A 20,764-nucleotide genomic window follows, 5' to 3' on the forward strand; every position below is an offset into this window, starting at 1 on the left:
GGAGAGCGGCTGCTTTCCGCCCGGGTGCTCCAACCTGTGTCTTGCGAGGAGACGCCGCTGCCGTCAGGCCGCGGCCCCTGCTCGCGCCTGTCGGCTACCAGAGCCAGCCGACGCCGGCGAGAACCCGATCGGACATCGCCCCCGCCGCGCTGTGATCGATCACCTTGGTGTAGTTCAGCTTGTAGACAAGGCTCGGATTGGGAAACACGGCAATGCCGACGTCGTGGAACGTCATGTCACCGCTGCCCGTGATATTGTTCAGGCCGTTGGTGAGATCGGAGCCGAGCATGCCAGACGTCTGGAAATTCTGTCGGGTATAGCGGTAGAACGGCACGATGTCGTAGTCGTTCGGCGCCCTGAAGTGGTAGGCGATCTCGCCGGAATAGCCCCACATGTTCTTGCCGACGTTGTTGTCGTCGACGAGATCATTGTTGGCGCGGAGGTTCTCCGGATTGGAGAAGTTTACATGGGCATATTCAGCCCGCAGCTCCAGCCCGGTGTTCGGAACGCGATAGCGAGCCTCGGTATTGAAGATCGTCATCGCGTTCTTGCCGAGCGGAACCTCGCTGCCGTCCGGCAGCGTCGCATAGGCGCCCCGCGGCGTGACGTTCGGCGAATAATAGATCGCCGAGCTTCCGGCAAAGCCGGGGAGGAACGATGGCGTGTAGCTCAGCCGGAGCGTATAGGCGAGCTGGTTGCTCAGCTGCCGATAGTCGCCGATCGGCGCTCGCGACAGCGCGAGCGCTTCGGAGCCGCTGATGCCGCCTTCATAGCCTCCCGGATTGATGTGGCCATTGTCACCGCGATGATCGAATCCGTCGCCGAAGTCCTCCGCGCTCTGGCTGACCTGGAACTGGTAGTTCAAGCCATCGATGATCTTGCCATGAAACCCCGCCGATGGCGCATACCAGGTCGTCGGGATCAGGCCGTTGGCGAGCTCCGGCCGATGCACGCTGTAGAACAACGTCGGCTCGTGATACAGGTTGGTGAAGGAGATCGGGATCAGGTCGATACCCGGCGAGCGCAGGGTGAAGTGGTCGTTGAACTTGATGTCGAAGAAGGCCTGCTCGACCTCGACCGCACCGTGGAGCTTGTCGTCATTGTCGAACGCGATGCCGCCATGCTCCCATTCCAGCTCCGCGTTGAAGGTGATGGAGTCATTGACCTGATAGGTCGGCAGCAAGACCAGGCGGGCCATGTCGAAGCCGTTCTGCCACTGACCGTTAGCTGCGGGATTTTGCACCGAGCCGAACTTGATCTCGCCGTACATGCCGATCTTCATGCCGGGGACCGGCGACGGCGCGGCACCGAACAGGTCTCTGCTGGGCTGCGGCGCAGGCGCTTTCAGATCGGCTGCCGGGAGAGATCGCGGCTTGGAATCCGAATCGGCGAACGCTGCCGCGAGCCGTGATGCCGGGGACGACGATGGTGCGGCATCAGCCGCCTTCGTTCCACTGGCCTTGACGTCCTTCGGGTCGGCGAGCGCCATGGCATTGCCGACCGGCAGCCTGGATGCAGCCTGTGCGTTGTCGGATGCTTTCGCGCCGCCGGCACGCGCGTCCTTGGCGCCGATCAGAGGCATCGGATCGGACGGGCGGCGGGATGCAAGTGATGCGGACTGCCCGACGCTGGTCGTCTTCTTTGCCTTGGCGTCCTTGAGCTCGACTTGAAGGCTGTTGATGCGCTGCTCCATAGACTCCAGCTTCGCCATCAGCGCTTTGACGGCTGCTCCGTCCGTGGACCGCGCCGAGCCGGCTTCGGCCGCCTGGGCTGCTGCCGCGCTCAACGCCAATGTCGATACCGCGGCAAGCAGAGATGGCAGGAGTCGGTCGCGGCCGCGAAGCGGGCCGCCGCCTTTGCCAATACTCAAAGCGCCGTCGTGTGAAGACGCGGAGCAATCTGCGCGCCTTCCGCTGCAGCTAATCAAGACCATCAGTCAAACCTCCCCATGATGATGCGCGGACGTGCATCCCCTTCGCCCGCGCCGCCGTGAGCACAGAATTCGTGCGCGACTGCGAGCCATTCGCGCTAGAAGCCCGCGATGTCGATACTTGGGCTCGTCGGGGATGCTCGCGTGTCAGCACTTGGGCGGCGCTCGTTGCGCGGCAGAGGCGCGGCTGGGCCTACCAATCGCTTGGACGCCTGCCGAGATCTGGCTAAGTGTTTTCAGTCATTGATAATTGCTGCTGGGTTCATGTCCGGCGTGCGGAGCGTCGAGCAGCGCAGCGTAGAGCTGCATTCATGCCTTTGCATCGCGAAGTAATACGCGACGTCACACTTCGCCAACGACGGCCCTACTCCGAAATAAATTGCGTTGGCGCGATGGCGCAGCTCGGACGAAGCGATGGAATCCAACGAAAAACCGCAAGCGGACGCGACTGAGATTGCGGCAAGACGCCGCACGCTTCACTCATGGAGATGTCGCATCTACGCACGCGAATACCAGCCCCTTCCGATCAAGGCAGTCAAACCGGAAAGGCGCTCGGCTTCTTTAAATAGATTCTAAACCGGTTACGCGAACCGACAGCGGTGACTCTCGAAATGACAACAAATCAGTTGGCACAGTTTTCAGGATCGACGACACGCCCGGAATCGCTCCCATCATTACGCCGCATTGCGTGACGCTACTATTCGCCAGTTAGTGCGGTCTATCTGACGTTGGCTTCAGTATTCCCTCGAATGCCGTCGACGAAAGACGTCGCCTGGCCACATCGGGATCGTGAATAGTCAGATACGTCCATCTTCTTCGACGCGCGTGACGGAATTTTCTGCAAAGCGGGACGAACGTCAGGACGGGAGTTGAGGGTGAACCGATTGCTTCGCTTGGTCGCCGCTATCATCGGAGAGGCACTATGAACGCTGTCCATCGGTTGGAGCCGGCGGCCGGACCGTTGCAGAATGTTCTTGGATATCTCACCGAGATGATCCTGCGCGATGCACGTGCGGTCGCGCGCCTGTCTGACCATCGGCTTGCGGGCGGACAATGCTTCGTGTTTCATCAGCATGAGCTGGAGAAGCTGCCCGGCATTACCTACAACACGTTCGATGCTGATGGCCCCGTGTGGCTCTCCATCGAACGCCTGGTCGCCACCGATCCTCCCGCCGTCGAGTACGACCTGGCGATGTGGATCGACGTGTCCGCCGATCCGGACCGTCGCCCTCTGGTTCGGCAGCGCGTGACGATCACGGTGCACGCGGCGGAAAAAGACCTGCTGATCGCGGCCGGTCACGCACGCGCCGAGCACTGCTCGCCGGCGAACGGCCCGGGGGTGGCCGCCGGGCTCTGGAGCGTGCGATTGCATCTTGAGCAGCGCCCGGACATCGTCGAGCGTCTGGACCGCTATCTCGCCGGCTCGTGGGCCAATTGGGCCGCGGCCGAGCGGCCACGCCGCAAGACCATCACGGTTCACCAGCGATTGCGCGAGATGGCTCGCGTGGCGGGAGCCGGAGGCAACGATGGCAGCTGCGAAATCGTGTGGGGCGTTGGCGTGTCACGCTGGCGGCGACAAGGCCGCGAGCTGGATCTGCCGCTGCTCGAACGCCTGGTCGAGATCGAGGTCCTCGATGGCTCCGACACCGAAATCAGAATCCGGCCCCGCATGGTCGGCGCGACGGCCAATCTCAAGGCGTTCGAACCGCTGACATCAGCGGCCGGCTTGGCGGGGCAAACGGCCGAGCAGTTGCTCGAGACGATCGAGCGCGGCAACGAGCTTTCGCCATTCCAGCCCGCCAGCTTCGAGCCGGTTCTCAGCGCCATCGGCTCACAGCTCGACCCGCATGGGATCTACTGTCCCACCATGCCCGACTCCGCGTTGCTGCTTCCCGAGGAGGACGAGCAACTGGTCGTCTCCGATCGCTGGGTGATCTTTGCGCGGCCGCGCTCGGACGCACTGCTGTTGCGCGACATCGACCGACTGAAGCGAGCGATCGAATACGCGCCCGGCGACGCTTGCTGCCTGGCCGCACTGTCTCGCCTCCTGCTTGGCGCGCCGGACCACGAAGCCCATGACGGCGCGCGCCGTCGTCTATCCGGCGTGATCGGTGACCCGATCGACGTCGGGCCGGATGCGCAGATCGCGGCGGATCACGGCGACCTGTTCTTTCCGCTGCCGACGAACTCCGACCAGATGGAGATCGTGCGACAGCTCCGGCGATCGGACGGACTTGTCGTGCAAGGCGCGCGCGGGTCCGAGCGCACGTCCACCCTCGTCAACCTGGTTTGCCATCACCTCGCAATGGGCCTGCGCGTTCTCGTCGTCTCGCGCAACGAGGCTGCGCTCGGACTGTTGTCCGAGAAGCTGCCGCGCGCCGTCCGTGATCTGACCGTCGATCTGACCGGCTCCGACAAGGACGTCTTGAAGCATGCAGAGACAGTCGTCAGCCGGCTGCTGTCGATCCTCAAGACCACGAACCCGCGCGCGCAGGCGGAACAGGTCAATCGGCTGGAGCGCGACATCATCGCGACCAGCGTCGAGATATCACGTCTCGATGATGCGTTCGCAGACATCGCCAGCCGCAGCATGCTGCGGTCATCCGGTGTCCCCGACCTGCCGTTCGACGCGTTGACGACGCTGATCGCCGACCGCGACGCCTATGCCTGGTTCACCGACCAGCCGTCACGATTCGTGAGTGAGAACGACCTTCTGGTCGCGGCGGTCGAGCAGGCCCGTGAGGCGCGTGTTCGGCTGGGTGCCGATCTCGCATATGTCGACGACGCGCTCCCGGAAATCGCGGCCCTGCCGGACGCCGCGACAGTGAGACGTCTGCACCAGGACCTGCAGCCGGCGCGGATCGACGGCGAAAGCCGTGACGGCCGGCTTGCCTGCCAGATCATCGCGGAGCTCGGGCCGGACGGAGCGGACTTGCTCGCCGGCGACCTCGACGCGCTCGCGGCGGCCCACCGGGTCATTGCCGACGAGCCCTGGCTCGCAGCGCTGTCGCCGGTCGGCCGCAAGGCCGATGCAATGTCGGTTGACGGTGGCATCCTCGTCGATTTTGCCCGCGATGCGTCGTCCCTGCTGTCGCAACGTGCCGGCTTCCTGGTTCGGCCGGTGGAAACGCCGGCGGACGCCTTCGCCAGCCAGGAACTGCTCACGATTGTCGAACGGCTGTCGGCCGGAGCAAGGCCGCTCGCGGCATTCTCCCTGTCCGGCCGTGCGTTGAAGCAGACCGTGGAGGCGATCAGGGTGGCTGGCTTCGCGCCGAACGGCGCGGCCGACTGGGGCCATGTTCGCGACTATCTGACCTGGCGTCGTCACCTGCATTCGCTCGACGCCAGATGGCGATCGCTGGCGGCCGAAATCGGTGCGCCTACGCCTGAGCCGGACTCCTCTCATACGTTTCACGGTCACGAGCGCGTCGTCAAAAGCGTCGAGGCCGCGATCGTGCTGGCGGCGCTGGCGAAGCGCAATGTTCTCACCGCCGCACCGAAGCTGTCGATGCCGGACGACGCGATCGCCGGATTGCTCGCTGACGGCCGACGACTTTCTGCGCTGGCAGCTGCGGTGAGGAGCATGGCTCTCCGCATCACCAAGCAGCGGCTGGAGCTCACCCGGCTGAACGGGCTGTTTCGCGGCAGCGGTAAGCTCACAACGCTGGCTCATGCCGACGTGCTGTCGCAGATCGGCTGCGATGGTGTCGAGCCGCGCGACATCGAGACGCGTTGGACCACCCTTCGCACCCGGCTGAAGTCGCTGCACGACCGGCGCCAGGATCTCGAGTTGCTCGACGAGGTCTGCCGAGCGATGACCGAGGCCGGAGCAGATGCCTTCGCCCGTCGGCTCAGGACCGAGCCGGCACATCCGCAGACCGGCGATCCGGTGCTCGTTGCAGATTGGATGATGGCCTGGAACTGGGCGGTGCTGATGCGGCAGAACGAAGGCATCGGTCAGCATCAGCGCTTGCGAGATCTGTCCGACCAGCGCGCGGCTATGGAGATGCGACTGCGCGAGCTGTTCGGCCAGGTGGTCGTGGCACGGATGCATCTCGGCCTGGTACAGAACACCGGCAGCGCCATGAGGCAGGCCCTCACCGTGTTCATGACCACGCTGCGAAAAATGGCAGCGACCTGTTCCGGCCCCACCGCATGCCGGTTGCGTCAGGTTACACGCGAGGCACTCGAGAGCTGCTACGAAGGCATCCCATGCCAGCTCGTGCCGGCATGGCGCGTGGCCGAGCAGCTACCGGCCCGGCTCGGCGCATTTGATCTCGTCGTCATCGGCGATGCCTCGCAATCCGATCTGCGCGAACTCACTGCGATGCTCCGGGCCCGCAAGGTCGTCGTCATCGAGGACGATCGGCAGACCGGCGAGCGCGTCGCGCAAGGTGAGCACGACATCGAAACCATCGCACGCAGCATCCTGCGCAGCGGTCCGGCTGCCATGCGCCAGTTCCTGCTGCCGGGCACAGCGCTCTGCGATTTCGTCAAGATGCTGTTTCCCGATCGGATGATCAGACTTCGGGAGCACGCTCGCCGGGTCGATCCGGTCGCGCTTGCAGCCGTCGGCTCACCGCAGCCATCGGCACAGCCGGCGACCGGTATGCATCCGGCTGCCACGGGACCCGCTGCTGGCACGGCGGCGGATCACCCTGCATCTGCGCTATCCCTGACGCGCCGCGCCTATTCGCTGGAAGACGAGATCGCCACGGTGGCCGAAAGCCTGTCGATGGCCCGGCTGTCGGAGCAACGCGACGAGCCGGCCATCTCGATCGAGAGTCCGGTGCCGGATTGGCTGAGCAACAGGACAGGCGCCGGCATCGATGCACGCCCATCGCGGCGCGGGGCGCGTGAGGTCGCGACCGACGAAACGCCTGCCGCCTCGTCGTCTGATACGCTCGCCTCTGCGCCGCCAGCGTCCGTCGCGCCCGCAGGGCCGGTCGAAATCGCGGAGAATGAGCCGCCCGTGGCCGATCGTTTTGCGCAGGCTGCAAGGTCGCCGGCGGACGATGTCGCCGTCGCACGAGTGGCCGTGCTCGCCCACGAGGTGGAAACGTCCGAGACGATGACACCCGGTCAAGCCGAGTCGGAGCCTGCCGCTGTCCGTATCGATCATCGCGCGCTGTCGCCGGGTCGGCGTCCGCGGCCTGATCATGGAGCGAGGCGTCCACACCGCTCGCTCCGCCGGCACATGATGGCCGCTGCCGCCGGCTTGGCGGTCGCGGTGGTTGGCGCATCGATCTACTGGCAGCCGGCGGCGAGCCGGATCACGACGTCCTGGCAGACGGTCTTGAACCGACTCCCGCTCTCCTGGAATGCGGCCTCGCCGGCCGCCGCGCTACCGGCCGGCACCGAGCCCCGCAAGGTCACCGCGGATCGGATCACGCCCGACGTCAGGGGCGGTGCAGGCGGCGATGCGATCACCACGGGGAACGCGACCGCGACGATGGTATCCCACGCCGTGCTGTATCAGGAGGATCCGCAGGATCCGAACGGCAAGCGCTATCTCGGGAAGGTAACCTGGCATGTCGAGCCTGAGGCAGGAGCGGTGCCGGCATCGATCAAAGGCGATGTGGAGATCGACAAGAGGATGAAGGCGACGTTGTCGCTGCGTCCAAACAAGGAAACCGAAATGCCAGCGAGCCACATCATGGAGATCAAGTTCAACTGGCCGGACGATCCGTCTCACGTCGGGGTGGAGACTTTGAAGGGCGTCAGCATGAAACCCAAGGAAGCGGGCCGCGGGACCCCGTTGACCACCATGACCGCCAAAGTGACGCCAGAGTTCTTCATGATCGCGCTGTCGGCGGGTGATGTCGACATGAAGCGGAACGTGTTGCTGCTCAAGGGCAAGGACTGGATCGACATCCCGATCGTCTACAATGGCGGCGGCCGGGCGGTGCTGGCGATCGAGAAGGGAGCGGACGGTGAGCGCGCATTCAAGGATGCGTTTGCCGCCTGGGGCCAATGACCCGGCGGCAAGGCCGGCGCACGAAAGGCGTCCGATGATCGACGTCGTCGCGCCAGCGCAGGCGCCGGCCACCGATCGGGACGAGCGACCGCTGACCGCCGTCACCTATCCGGTGCCTTGCGAGCAGTGCGGCCGGATCGTGCGGGTGGCGATGAACACGCTGCGCCCGCCCAGTTTCCACCGTGTCGACGAGCAGGTCGCCTGCCCCGAGATCCAGGAACGCCGCAGCAGGGGCGACGGCGGACTGTTGTTGATGATGTGCGGCCCCTTGAAGCAATCGCTCGCCGCACGATGCGATGCGGCCGAGGTCGAGGCCACCGCTCCCGGTGGCGGACAGGCGGGACGGGTCGTCTGCAGCATTCCCGGCGTCTCGATCGCTCAATACGCCCCGAACGAGGCGCGCAGCCGCGCGGAGATCTGGCAGGCGCACGGCTACGACAAGCTGGCCACGACGCTTCGTGCGGCCGCGGCGAGGGCGGAGCGCAGGCCGCTGGTCTGGACCCGCGCTGCGGCGGCCGGCCTCGGCGCATTGTTGCTCGCTGCCGCCGCTAGCTGGTTCATGCTGGCGCGGGAGCCGGCCGCTCCCCCGCCAACACAGCCGCAAGCCGCCGAGGCCTCCGTGGCCGCGTCGAGCCGCGCAAGCGTCGAGAGTTCGGTGCGCGTCGTCACGGCAGAGGCCATGTCGGCCGCGACCGCCCCCGCCCCGGCGCCGATGCCGGACGCGCCCTCGGACACTGCAACGCTCTCGCGTTCCGCGGAAACCGCGCCGCTCGAGGCGCCCGCCCTGCTCGCGTCGGCAAGCGCTGCGACTACTCCCGAGACTGCGCCGGCGGCAGAGTCGACTGCGACCCCAGGGCCGGCGGAGGCAGCGGCGATTCGCCTGCCTGACATGGTGATGATTCCAGGAGGGGCATTCGCAATGGGCGGCGTCGAGAGCTCCGAGCTTCCGGTCCACCGCGTCACGATCAAGCCGTTCGCGCTCGGCAAATACCCCGTCACGATTGGCGAGTGGAAGGCGTGCGTGGCTGACAGGGCATGCGCCGACGTGATGAGCGGCCCGGACGACAACCCCGTGACAAATGTCGGCTACGACGACGCCAGGGGCTATCTGGCTTGGCTCTCGCGGGCCGTCGGCAAGCCGTTCCGGCTCCCGACCGAGGCCGAATGGGAATATGCAGCGCGCGGCGGCGCAACGACGGCGTTCTGGTGGGGCGACCAGATGCGCTCCGGCATGGCCAATTGCAACGGATGCAACGAGCCCGGCGCGCCCGCGCAGCTCATGAAGGTCGGAAGCTTTGCGGCCAATCCGTTTGGCCTGTTCGACATGGGCGGGAGCGTCGACCAATGGGTGGCCGACAGCTGGCACAAGAGCTATCAGGGCGCGCCGTCCGATGGCTCGGCATGGATCGACGAGCAGAGCTTCGTCCATGTCATTCGCTCGGGTTCATGGAAGAAGGATGCGGGCTATGCCCGCAGCGGGAGCCGCGATCGCTATGATGGGCGCGTCAGGTATCCGACCCATGGCTTCCGCCTCGCTCTTTCGCTCTGATGCGGCCGCTGTATGCTGAGCCAGGCCAGGGTGCCGTCGACACCGATGCTGGGCCTGCGCCCGCAAATGTCTCGCACCACAGCGAACACCAGCGTCGCAGATCCGCAGGACGCCTGTTCTGCCGAGCCTCTTTATTCAAATTCTTATCGGGAATCGTAGGACGAGACCGATCGAAACCTCAAATTTGCCGCGCTACGCCCCATTCATGGACCGGCTACACCGTTCGATATTTGCGATCGATGATCGTCGTTGTTTATGAGTTGGGGATTTATGTGGAGTGAGAAATCTACGCGTCGCGCGCCGCTATTGGATCTGACGCCCTGGCGACGACGTCGTCTCGCCACAGTCGCGACGCTCGGGTCCACCGTGTTGGCCTGCACGCTGGTGCTGTTGCCGCCTTTCGCATGGGCGCAGGCGAAAACGACGCCGAAGGACGCCTACCTGTATTTCATCACGCCAACCGACGGCGACACCGTGAAGAGCGCGTTCTGGTGCCGCTTCGGACTTCGCAACATGGGCGTGACCCATGCCGGTGACGCCTTTGCCAATACCGGCCATCATCACCTCCTGATCGACGCCGATGAGCCGATCAGCCCAGGCGAGCCGATTCCGCAGGACAGAAAGCACCTGCACTACGGCGCGGGCGAGACCGAGGCTCTGATCGAGCTGCCCCCCGGCAAGCATACCCTGCAGCTCGTCCTGGGCGACGGCTTGCACTTCAACTTCGATCCGCCGCTGGTATCGAAGAAGATCACGATCACCGTGAGCAGTGCTTCGCAGAGGCACGGGCGGAGCGCCACTCACGCCCACCGGCGGACGCGGCATCTTCACGCGCACACCGCGCGTCAGGCGGCGCAACCGTCGGCCGCCGAAGCGCCGCCGCCGGATCCGGCAAAATCGGCGGGAGCCGTCGATTTCATCAAGAGCTTCCTGTCGGGTGCGAAATGAACCTCCGCCGCTCCCCCATGGAGCCGGTTCGGCCGGCACATCAGTTCATCGCGACGTGCCGAAGCCTCCAACCGCAGCGCTGCATTTGTCCGGCTCGGCTCTATTGATACGACCTCCAGACGCGTGGCTTGCTTCGCCTCGGCGAGCGCCAAGAGCGATCATCAGCATCGGTCCAAGCTCGGAGGCGAGGCGCTGGGAGACCACGCCACTGATCGTCCGGAACAGGTACGACAGGAAATAACCAGCCGCGAATGGAATGAACACCAGAGCCGTAACGGTCCAGCCTGGGATTGCGGCACCACCGACCTTGGCGTCAACGCCCATCCTGCCGAACATGTAGTCCGGCTCAAGCTCCCGGTGACCTCTTCCGAGCCGCTGCTCAGCGCATTGGTCCCTGCGCAAAGCGAAAGGGATCCTCGCCGCCCTCCCCGGCAGCCGGCACACCCCCGCGAATGCTCGTTAGCCGCGCCGACCTCGCCCAGCAGACGCGGGGACGCGCCGACACGCTCGTCGACCATGTCGTCGCCGATGTCGCCGCCCGGGGATTCCACGGGGCCAGTTGCGCAGACGTCGCACGCGCTTCGTGATCGTGTTCGCGGGCTGCACGCATACCACGGCGCGATGGCTCGATGGCCTCGCCGAGAACGGCCGGCTGCTCCTCCCGCTGACCACCGAGGATTGGTCCGGCTTCCTGCTGCGCGCCGCGGCACTTCTTTCGACGCCTCGTCCACCGGTGGGGTCAGCATCTACCCCTGCACAAATGGCCGCGATGAGGACGCCAGCCGCCGGCTGAAGAGCGCACTCAAGAGCGCGAACACGGTGAATGTCCCGATCCGGGCACTCCACCGCGGGAAGCCATCGTCCGCAGATTCCGAACGGGTCTGGTATCATGCCCCTGGCTTTTGGCTGGAGCGATAAGGAGCTGAGATCGATAGGCCCGCACAGGAGGCCGAGGTCGGCGGCAGTAGCACCGTCTGACCCGAGTGATCCCCCGAAGGAAACGACCAAGATTTCATTCCGGCCGCGGCGGCGGAACGCATCGGCCAAGGCTCCGAGATACGGCGGCGCAACACGATTGATCGGTCAACCCGCACTCCGAGTCGCAGATCCTGCACTCGTTGCGTAGCTCCACCGAGTTTTTCGCCGGAGTTCGCTAGACTGCGATCAGTGCCGAAATCGCCTTTCACTTTGCTGACAAAAAGCTCGATTGCGGCACTCAGCTCGACCGAACGAGCACGATTGAACGCTAGCCATGTCAATGGCTTGCTGATCAACAGGCGAGCCGCTTTTATCTTGCCATCAGACCCTACCCTCTTCTCACCTGATCTTTCGGCAAAAATTTCTGTCAGATCATTGCTAAGAGGCTTACGGTCGAGCCGCAAAGAGTTAGCAGGCAGATCGATTTCCGTGGCGAGAGCGCACCATCATCGGTTGGCGGTGATATCGTTCAATTGCGACTATCATCTCGCTTCAGACCTGCACCAGGGGTGCATAGGGTGTGAAATCTCCCTTCCCTTCCTTCCTTGATCCTTGGCTTGGCTTCTCGTCCTCTTCCGGGGCTTGTGGATCAGCCAGATCTCAGCGGACAAATCGCTTAAGTCCTGCGGTCGGCAAGTCGATATGGCTACAGTTGCGCTGCCAACAAACTGCCTTCCGAGTGCGAAGTTCGTGGAGGCTCTTTGCATTACGATCGGGCGAGCATATTCCTACCCCCGTATAGCAATGAGACTATCTCGGCAGTCCCGCTGCAGACCGATCGCGGCTCGCAGCGGCCGATCGATCCTGGGAATCGTCAGCCTGATAAATTGGACCAAGACGATTCAGCGCCGCGGGGCCAAGGATGAAGCCGCTTCCAACGCGTGGCAACTGACGCACGCCGCCTGACTTTCTGCCCACCCACGGCAAATCAGATGTCGGTTGTCAGTCGATTTTCGGCCAGACGTCAGCACCAAGCTCGCCACTGCATGCCGACGTCGTTGGCGATATCGTTCCGTGCAGGATGCGCACTAAGCCCATGATCTCGCGAAATTGGCAAACCAGCGCGATCCAGAAACGTCGGACGAATCGTTCGTCCGCCTGGAAGTCGTATCTGTGATCGACTGTTCGATTTATGCTCTCGCGAGCCGGGCTGAAGGACCGGCGAGCCCCCGGCCGTGTGCACGCGGCCGCGCCGCCGGTTCGGCTTGCGGGAGCGGCAGCGCTGAAGACCGTGCGTGCAGACGGCCGCGCAACCGGTGTCAACCGGTTGCGCGGCTTGTGCTCAGGCGGCACGCTCCATCAGGCGCCTGGCCTTGCTTTCGAGCTCGAGTCTTCCGTCCTGATGCGCCTTGCTTCGGGCCACGGCGGTGATGCCCTGCACGAAGTCGAAGATGCTCTCCGGCTTGCGGTTCTCCTCGCCAAGAACGGCTTCAATGACCTTCGATGTCTCGGCTTTGGAAAAGCCATTCTTGCGCAGAAAGCTCTCCCGGTCCTCATCCGTGCGAGCAACGATCCGCTGCCGTGCGGCTGCAATACCAGCGACAAACGGCGCGGGCGAGGAATTGGCAAAACTCGTCAATGCCGGTGCAGCTTCATGCGCAAACCGCTGCGCGGCGAACTTCGAATGCCGGATGGTGATCAAAGTTCTCCACGCCCCAGAGATTGCGGTTCATGCAGACGGCGCGCAGATAGAAGCTCGCTATGCCAAGCGTCTTGCTCCCGACCTCACTGTTCCAACAGTAGAAGCCCCGGAAATAGACATCGGGCGAGCCGTCCGGCAGCCGTCCCGCCTCGATTGGATTGGTGTCGTCGACCAGAAACAGGGACACGTCGCGATCACTGGCATAGAGCGTGGTCGTATCCTTGGTCACGTCCACGAAGGGATTATGGCTCATGCTCGACCAGTCCAGCACGCCCGGCACTTTCCATCGTGTGTCACCGGTGCCATTGCCAGCGATCTGCACAACGGCCGCAACGAGTTCAAGCCGATCAATGCCGTGCAGACGATCTGCGTGGTGAGGCCGGGTCACTCTCGTCGAGCTTCATTTCATCCTTCGGCCCGACAAAGCGCGAAAGCTTTCTGCTTAAAATCCGGCCGACGTCGTCCATGATCGTAAAGGCGGCCGGCACGAATACGAGGCTGAGAAAGGTCGAGGCGAGCAGCCCGCCAATCAATGCGACCGCCATGGGGGAACGGAATGCGCCGCCTTCGCCGACTCCCAATGCAGAAGGGACCATGCCTGCGGTCATAGCCGCTGTGGTCATGATCACGGGCTGAGCGCGCTTGCGGCCGGCTTCGATCAACGCCTTCGTGCGCTCCACACCGCTCGCCACCTCGGTGATTGCGAAGTCCACCAGCAGGATCGCGTTCTTCGTTACGATTCCCATCAGCATGAGGAAGCCGATAATGGCCGAGAGGTTGATGGCATTGCCGGTCAGAAGCAGCGCAAGGAACGCTCCGCCGATCGAAAGCGGCATGGAGAAGATAATGGTGATCGGATGCATCGCGTCGGCGAAGAGAAGAACGAGGACGGAGAGCACCATGAGTACGCCTGCAGCGATCGCGAGCGAAAAACTCGAAAAAACTTCTTCCATGATCTCTGAATCGCCGAACCTTGCGATCGTCACACCGGCTGGCAAGTTTCGCGCCGAGGGCAGCGCCATAACCTGCTCGATCGCCTCGCCGAGCGGGGTGTTTCCGACGAGATCGGCCTGGATCGCGACGCGACGCCTGCTGTCATAGCGTTCGATGGTCGTCGGCCCCTCGCCGAAGCCGACGTCGGCGACCGTGGCCAACGGTACGGTGCCGTTCTTGGCCCTGATTCGCAGCATATCGAGGGTCGATAGATCGCCCCGCGCCCGCTCGTCGAGTTGCACGCGGATCGGTACTTGCCGGTCGATGGCCGAGAACTTCGCCAGATTTGCGGATGTATCTCCGATCATCGCAATCCGTGCAACTTCGGCGATCTGCGTCCCGGAGATTCCAAGATCGGCAGCCTCCTCCAGCCTTGGCAAGATGCGAATCTCCGGCCGGGCAAGAGCCACAGTCGAGACGACATTCGCGAGAACGGAGACGTTCTGCCGGACGTCCCGCTCCACCGCGAGCGCCGCCTGCTCAACTGCGGCGCCATCGGGTCCGGAAAGGATCAGCGTGAACTCGCGTCCGCCGCCGCCATTGCCGAAGCTGTAACGTATGTCCGCGATCGCGCTGAGCGTCGCGCGCATGTCGTGCTCGAATGCCTTCTGGTCGTGCGACCTGTTCCTGCGCGCAACGAGCTCGACGATGATGGTGGCCTTGCGGACGTCACCGGCGGTGACGCTCAGCCCGTTGGCGCCGGCGGCGCCGCCGGTGACATAGACGCTCCTGACTTCTGGCCGTTTCGCGAGCAGGGCCGTGATGCGGTCCGCGGCGGCCGCGGTATCCGCGATCGTCGAGCCCGGTGGCAGCTCGATCTGGAGAACTGAACGCGACAGGTCATTGGTCGGCAGAAAGCCAAGCGGTAAGGATCCTGCGACCATTAGCGAGCCCAGGAAGACCAGCGCCGCAAGCGCGAGCGTGACGAAGCGGTGGCGAAGCGACCATTCGAGCATGCGAAGATAGTGCCGCATGATCACTCCGTGCCCTTCGGCATGGTGCTGACGGTCGCGAAGGAAATATGCCGCCATTAGCGGCGTTATCAGCCTTGCGACCAGCAGAGAAAACGCCACTGCAATTGCGACCGTGAGGCCGAACTGCTTGAAGTATTGACCGGCGATGCCGCCCATGAAGCTGACCGGCACGAACATGGCGACGATGGTCATGGTCGTCGCGACGACCGCGAGCCCGATCTCGTCGGCCGCCTGGAGCGCGGCGCGATAGGGTGATTTGCCCATCCGGATGTGCCGGACGATGTTCTCGATCTCGACGATCGCATCATCGACCAGGATGCCGGTGACCAGCGTGATCGCAAGCAGACTAACGGCGTTCAGCGAAAACCCGATGAGGTCCATCGCCCAGAAGGTCGGAAGTATTGACAGTGGTATCGCGAGCACGGAAATCGCCGTCGCTCGAAGGTCGCGCAGAAAAATCAATACGACGATGACCGCGAGGATTGCGCCTTCGGCCAACGTCTGCATGGTGGCTCTATAATCGGACTTGGTATAGCGCACCGTGCTGTCGATCTCGGACACGGACAGGTCGGGATGCTCGTTGGTGAGCGCCTGCAACTTCTTCGCGACCGCCTCCGCGACGGCCACGTCGGAGAAGCCCTTTGCACGAAAGACACCGAAGGCGACCACCGGACTCCCATTGAGGCGAGCAAAGCTGCGTGCTTCGGCTGCGCCATCGGTGACCGTGGCAATCTCCTTCAACGCAGCCCTTCGACCGCCCGGCAGCACGATCGCGCTATTGGTCAGTCCGTCGATCGTCGCGGCCCCCGCGAGCATCCGTATGGTTTGCTCTCCCGACCCCACTTCACCGCGCCCGCCGGTGAGATCGACATTGGTCGCTCGCAGTTGCTCGTTCACGTCCGCCGCGGTGATGCCAAGTGCGATCAGCCGGTCGGGCAGCAGCGATACCCGGATTTCACGATCGGCGCCGCCCGCACGCTTGACCTGCGCGACGCCCCGAACGCCCTGAAGCGCCCCCGTGATGACGTCATCGACGAACCAGGACACCTGCTCGGTCGTCCAAGAGGGAATCGACACGGCATAGGTAACGATTGCCATCCCTTCGACCTCCACCCGCTGTATCGAGGGTTCCTCGATGCTCTGCGGCAACTCCGACCGGATGTTAGCCATCGCATTGCGGACGTCGTTGACCGCACGGTCCGCCGGCGTCCCCAGTTGAAACTCGATGGTCGTCACGGAGACCCCGTCAGAGATGCTCGACGTGATGTGCTTGACCCCGACGACCCCGGTCGCCGCATTCTCTACGTTCTTCGTGACCTGCGTTTCCAGCTCACTCGGCGCAGCGCCGGTCTGGGCGATCGTGACGGTCACGATGGGGATGTCGATGTTGGGCATCTGCGTTATCGGCAGGGTCTTCAGGCTGACCGCGCCGAGCACGATCAGGACGCCAAACAACACCAATGACGGAATAGGCTTACGAATCGACCAGGCGGAGATGTTGAGGGCCATATCAATCTGCCCGCCCTGGTCCAGCATCGCTGCGGACCGGCAAGATCCGTTCGCCTGGCCTGACAAAAGCGGCGGCTCGAACGACGACCTCCTGACCTTCGATCAGCCCGTCGACAATTTCGACACGGGTGCCGCGTTTGAGGCCGGTCTGGACATTGCGGATTTCGACGACATCGTTGGTCGCAAGCTGAACATAGGTGCCATTCTTGCTGAAGCTCACGGCGGACAACGGCACAGTGATGGCTTGTCGCTTGCCGATTGTAATGCTGCCGCGGGCAAAAACACCGGCCCTCATGGCCGTATGCGGCGGGAGCGCGACCGCGACGCGGCCGAGACGGCTCGATTTGTCTACAGTGGGATCGACCAGCCGCACATGGCCGATGACGGCCTCGCTGACGCCGGGCAGCCAAACCTCGACGTCTTGGCTTGGCTCGATCTGTGGAAGCACCGTTTCCGGAACCTCGGCATCGAATTCGATTTGACCGTTGCGGACGAGCCGGAATAGAGGTTCGCCCCCCGTGCCGGCCACCGCGCCCAGGCGGGCGGCGCGGTGCGAGATAATCCCCGCAGACGGCGCCTTCAGTTCGGTTCGCGCGATTTTCAGCTCGATCTCGCCACGCTGCGCCTCCGCAAACGCTTCCTGGGCTTCGGCCATGCGCAAATTCTCCGCAGCGGCAGCGGACTTTGCCGCGGCGACCTTGGCCTGGGTCTCACGCGTCAGGAGTTGCGCTGGAGATATCGCGCCGGTCGCGTTCAAGGTTTGCGTGCGTTTCAACGTCTCCGCCGCTTCCGCTTCGTTGGCTTGCATCTCCGTCAACGACGCGTTCATCTGCGCGACCGACGCTTGGGTTATCGCGATCATCGCGGTGTTTTGCGCGAGCTGTGTCCGGAGCATCGTGCTGTCGAGGCGAGCGAGCACCTGCCCTTCTTCGACGCGATCGCCGACGTCGGCCAGCATCTCGACGATACGTAACCCGTCGACTTCCGCACCGACAACATCCTCCTCTCGGGCCACGAGGGATCCGGTCACCGCGAGTGTCTCGGTGATCGAATGCCGTACGGCTCGGGCGAGCGTCGTGGCGATCGGTGCGGCCCCCGGGCGCTCGGCTGCGTCCCGTCGCGGATCGGAGATTTGCGTTGCGACCGCTTCGGCCTGCTGGCGCCCCGCGCCGATCACAGCGAAGATGTAGACGCAGACCGTGACGGCGAGCACTAGGAGGGCGATCCAAGCGAACCTTAACACCGGCCTTTTCACCCGACTACCTTCCTTTGGATCCGACCGCGAAGCCGGCATGATGTGAATCCGACGGCCGGCGTCAGCATCCGCGATCGACCGCTTTTCGAATGAGTATGGCGTACGCCGTTCGAGGATCAGGACGGATCAAACCGTTCCCAACGTCCCGCGTATCAAACCAGCGTCGACGTCGATCGTCCGGCGGCTGGCGGCCTCCGCAGGAGTACCGACAGGGTCGAACCTGTGACGCGGATTTCCCTGAGAGCTGGCCGACGATCCGCCCGCCGCAAGCCGTTCGACCAGTTCCGCAATCTCGTCACGAGCGTTGTGGCGGACGAACGCGGTGCGTAACGCTTGCGCACCGCGTCGGTATTGCGGCTTGGTGAGCACGGCACGGACCGCCTCGCGAATCTGCGAGACGGATGGCCGGCCGGTTCCAAGATTGATGCCGGCGCCTGCCCACGCGACCCGCGCAGCGATTTCCGGCTTTTCCTCACTATCCCCGGCAACCACCAACGGCACACCGAGACTGAGCGCGTGATTGACGGCGCCATAACCGCCATTGGTCACCATGACGCTCACCTTCGGGAGCAGGCGGTCGAACGGCAGGAATGTCACCGCCTTCGCATTGGGCTGCAACACCACCGGGATCGATTCGACTGGTGGGCCGCCGGTGCATGCGATCACCGTCAGTTCCTCGTTCGCCAGGGCCGTCAGAGTTGGTCCGACAAGCTGCCCAAGATCGCCGTTTGCGAGAGTGCCTTGCGTGACGAGTACGATCGGACCCGCTTTGTCGACGTCGTCCCACCAAGGCGGCGGGTGGAAGCCGATCGATGGCGGTGGCAGCAGCGGTCCGACGAAGCGGATGCTGTCTGGCATCTTGCCACGCGAATATTCGAACTCCTTGGCCGTAAGCTGCAAATACAGATCCGGCAGCGTGATCATGCTATCGAACAGAAATGCCGGCAGAGGGCGCGCCCCGTTCTTCACCAGGACATCGTTGAAGTATTGCTGCACCGAGCCGAAGATCGCTTGTTGCAGGTGGCTGTTCGTTGCAGCATTGCGCGCGCGATCGGCTGGCGTGATGGATGGCGGGAGCGCGGTGCCGAAGAATGCGGTGTCCGCGCTCGACAAGGCGAGAGCGGTGATCCCGAGCGCGACGATCGGGGCTCTTTTTTCCGGCGGCCCGAGCACGAGCGGAAAGGTCCCGCAGAACATCGTATCGGTGATGATCGCATCGAAAGGAAAGTCGCGGCGCAGCTCGCGTATCCCGGCGGCCTGATGCGGCATTGCATCCGCAAAGATGTGCTTCAATCCGAAGCAGAGCTGAGCGGGGCCAGGTGCAAACTTGCGGCGTTCGGGAAAGCGCTCGTCGAGCTTCCGATAATCGACGTCGATTTCCGGGCGAAACGCGACGAAGCGCGCGCCGGTCGCCTCCACTCGCTCTCTGAACAGGCTCCCGCTATATACGACGACCTCGTGGCCGCGACCAACGAGGAGTTGGGCAACGGCCAACAAGGGAAATACGTGACCGGGTAGCGCGGTGACCGCGATGAGAAACCGCGCCATGTTGTGCTCTCCTATCCTAACCCACCAACCGATCGCTGTTCATTTCGCCGTTTCTGGCAACCGCATCGGACACAGTTCCTGCGAGCCGCAGATTGACAAAATAGCGTTCGAGAAGGGCCGCGCTGACCGGAGCGATCGCCGCGCCCACCGCAGCCAAGTGTTCCTGCGTGAAGTCCGAGGTAATTTCCGGGTGCGATCGCGACGTGTCCTCCTTTGACACGATCGACAGGACGGCTGCGAGATCATCGTCCTGTGTTTCGGCAAGCCGCCGTCGTCCAATGTCGATCCATTGATCGAGCGGCACGAGGTCGAGCCGAAGGCCGAGCCGGCGAAAGATCCGTGGGACCTCCCGCACATCAATTGGTTCACGGTTCATGAGATGATAGACGCTTCCCCAGGACGCTTCCCTGCCCGCGAGCCGGACGATCGCTCGCGCGACGTCATCGGCCGGCGTCATGTTCAACATCAGGTCCAGGTCGGGAATCGCGCCAAGTTCCGCATAGAGCCGGACAAGGCGCCAGATCAGATCCGTTTCGTTGCAGATTCCGTTCGCGCGATCACCAGTGACGCTGCTGAGGCGATAGATCGACAGCGGCAGGCCGCGAAGCTGCGCCTGCCGGACGAGCGTGTCGCCGACCCACTTGCTTTGGCTATAGCCGCTCGCGAGACCCTGCCACGAGGTCAGATCAGTCTGCTCCGACACCGGCCCAGACTGATATTTGTCGATCACCGCAAGGGTGGAAACGTAGTGCAGCCGCTTTGGTCGTCCACTCACGGTCCAATCGAGCAGCGTGAGGACGCTGTCCACATTGGCGGGTTTTATCGCAGCATAGTGATGGAGGAATTCGACGCTCGCGCCGCAATGATAGATCGCTTCGCACTCGTCTCGCACAATGCGGACACCCCTCTCATCGAGTCCGAGAGCCGGATGTCCGAGATTTCCGGTCAGAACCTCGATACGATCCTCGTCCCAACACGCCGAAAGCTTTCGCTTATCGAGCGCCTGCCGCAAACGGGCTTCGGCCGATTGCCGATCTGGGGCGCGAACGTGGCAGGCGATTTGCGCGTCCGTCTCCTGGATCAGCGTGGAGAGAAGATGACTGCCGACGAAGCCGGTGGCGCCCGTCAGGAAAATGCGTTTGGGCTTCTGCGGCGCGCGCCCGCCGATCAGCCTGATGTGCGTCGGCAGGAGAATGTCGCGGGACAAGTCCAGCGGCCCCTCCGAAGGTCCGTCGAGATCGAGCTGCGCTGCGAGGTCCCGGACGATGGGCGTCGCATAGACCGCCGTGATCGGGAAGTCCGGCTGGATCTCGTCGCGGATGCGGCGGCCAAGACGGATGGCGAGCAGCGAATGGCCGCCGAGATCGAAGAAGTTGTCATGGACCCCGACGCGCTCGAGCCCGAGGGTCTCGGCAAACAGAGCGCAGAGTTTCTCTTCGCGTGGTGTCCGCGGCGGGGTGT

General features: G+C 63.8%; 9 protein-coding genes and 1 pseudogene. 3 read left to right on the forward strand and 7 right to left on the reverse strand.

Going from position 1 to position 20,764, the window contains the following annotated elements:
• Positions 1-94: 94 nt before the first annotated feature.
• On the reverse strand, positions 95-1,933 hold the full coding sequence (locus QX070_RS20005; RefSeq protein ID WP_315738705.1) for a porin: 1,839 nt from the start codon (positions 1,931-1,933) through the stop codon (positions 95-97).
• Positions 1,934-2,852: 919 nt separating this feature from the next.
• Here QX070_RS20005 and QX070_RS20010 point away from each other — a divergent pair.
• The 3 genes from QX070_RS20010 (at position 2,853) to QX070_RS20020 (ending at position 10,404) form a co-directional block, all read left to right on the forward strand.
• Positions 2,853-7,907, forward strand: coding sequence for a helicase (locus QX070_RS20010; protein WP_315738706.1), 5,055 nt, complete (start codon positions 2,853-2,855; stop codon positions 7,905-7,907).
• Positions 7,908-7,941: 34 nt separating this feature from the next.
• Complete coding sequence (locus QX070_RS20015) at positions 7,942-9,456, forward strand: formylglycine-generating enzyme family protein (protein WP_315738708.1); 1,515 nt, start codon at positions 7,942-7,944, stop codon at positions 9,454-9,456.
• Positions 9,457-9,840: 384 nt separating this feature from the next.
• Positions 9,841-10,404 carry a DUF4399 domain-containing protein gene (locus QX070_RS20020; RefSeq protein ID WP_315738744.1) on the forward strand — a complete coding sequence of 188 codons (564 nt, stop codon included), beginning with the start codon at positions 9,841-9,843 and terminating at the stop codon, positions 10,402-10,404.
• 45 nt (positions 10,405-10,449) lie between these two features.
• On the opposite strand, the gene QX070_RS33050 is transcribed toward QX070_RS20020, so the two are convergent.
• The 6 genes and pseudogenes from QX070_RS33050 to QX070_RS20050 all read right to left on the reverse strand — a co-directional run.
• On the reverse strand, positions 10,450-10,740 hold the full coding sequence (locus QX070_RS33050) for a hypothetical protein (RefSeq protein WP_409998865.1): 291 nt from the start codon (positions 10,738-10,740) through the stop codon (positions 10,450-10,452).
• Between the two features lie 1,924 nt (positions 10,741-12,664).
• Positions 12,665-13,364, reverse strand: a pseudogene (locus QX070_RS20030) (DUF932 domain-containing protein); the annotation flags it as partial.
• 7 nt (positions 13,365-13,371) lie between these two features.
• Positions 13,372-16,500: an efflux RND transporter permease subunit gene (locus QX070_RS20035; RefSeq protein ID WP_315738745.1), complete on the reverse strand. Its 3,129-nt coding sequence runs from the start codon at positions 16,498-16,500 to the stop codon at positions 13,372-13,374.
• A 1-nt stretch (position 16,501) separates the two neighbouring features.
• On the reverse strand, positions 16,502-17,713 hold the full coding sequence (locus QX070_RS20040; RefSeq protein ID WP_315738709.1) for an efflux RND transporter periplasmic adaptor subunit: 1,212 nt from the start codon (positions 17,711-17,713) through the stop codon (positions 16,502-16,504).
• 168 nt (positions 17,714-17,881) lie between these two features.
• Entirely contained in the window at positions 17,882-19,303 is a 1,422-nt protein-coding gene (locus QX070_RS20045; protein WP_315738710.1) for a glycosyltransferase, read from the reverse strand.
• A gap of 16 nt (positions 19,304-19,319) precedes the next feature.
• Positions 19,320-20,764 (reverse strand): thioester reductase domain-containing protein (locus QX070_RS20050; protein WP_315738711.1); only part of this gene is annotated, 1,445 nt, incomplete at its 5' end.

This window comes from Bradyrhizobium sp. SZCCHNR1093, from assembly GCF_032381175.1.
Classification (GTDB): Bacteria; Pseudomonadota; Alphaproteobacteria; order Rhizobiales; family Xanthobacteraceae; genus Bradyrhizobium.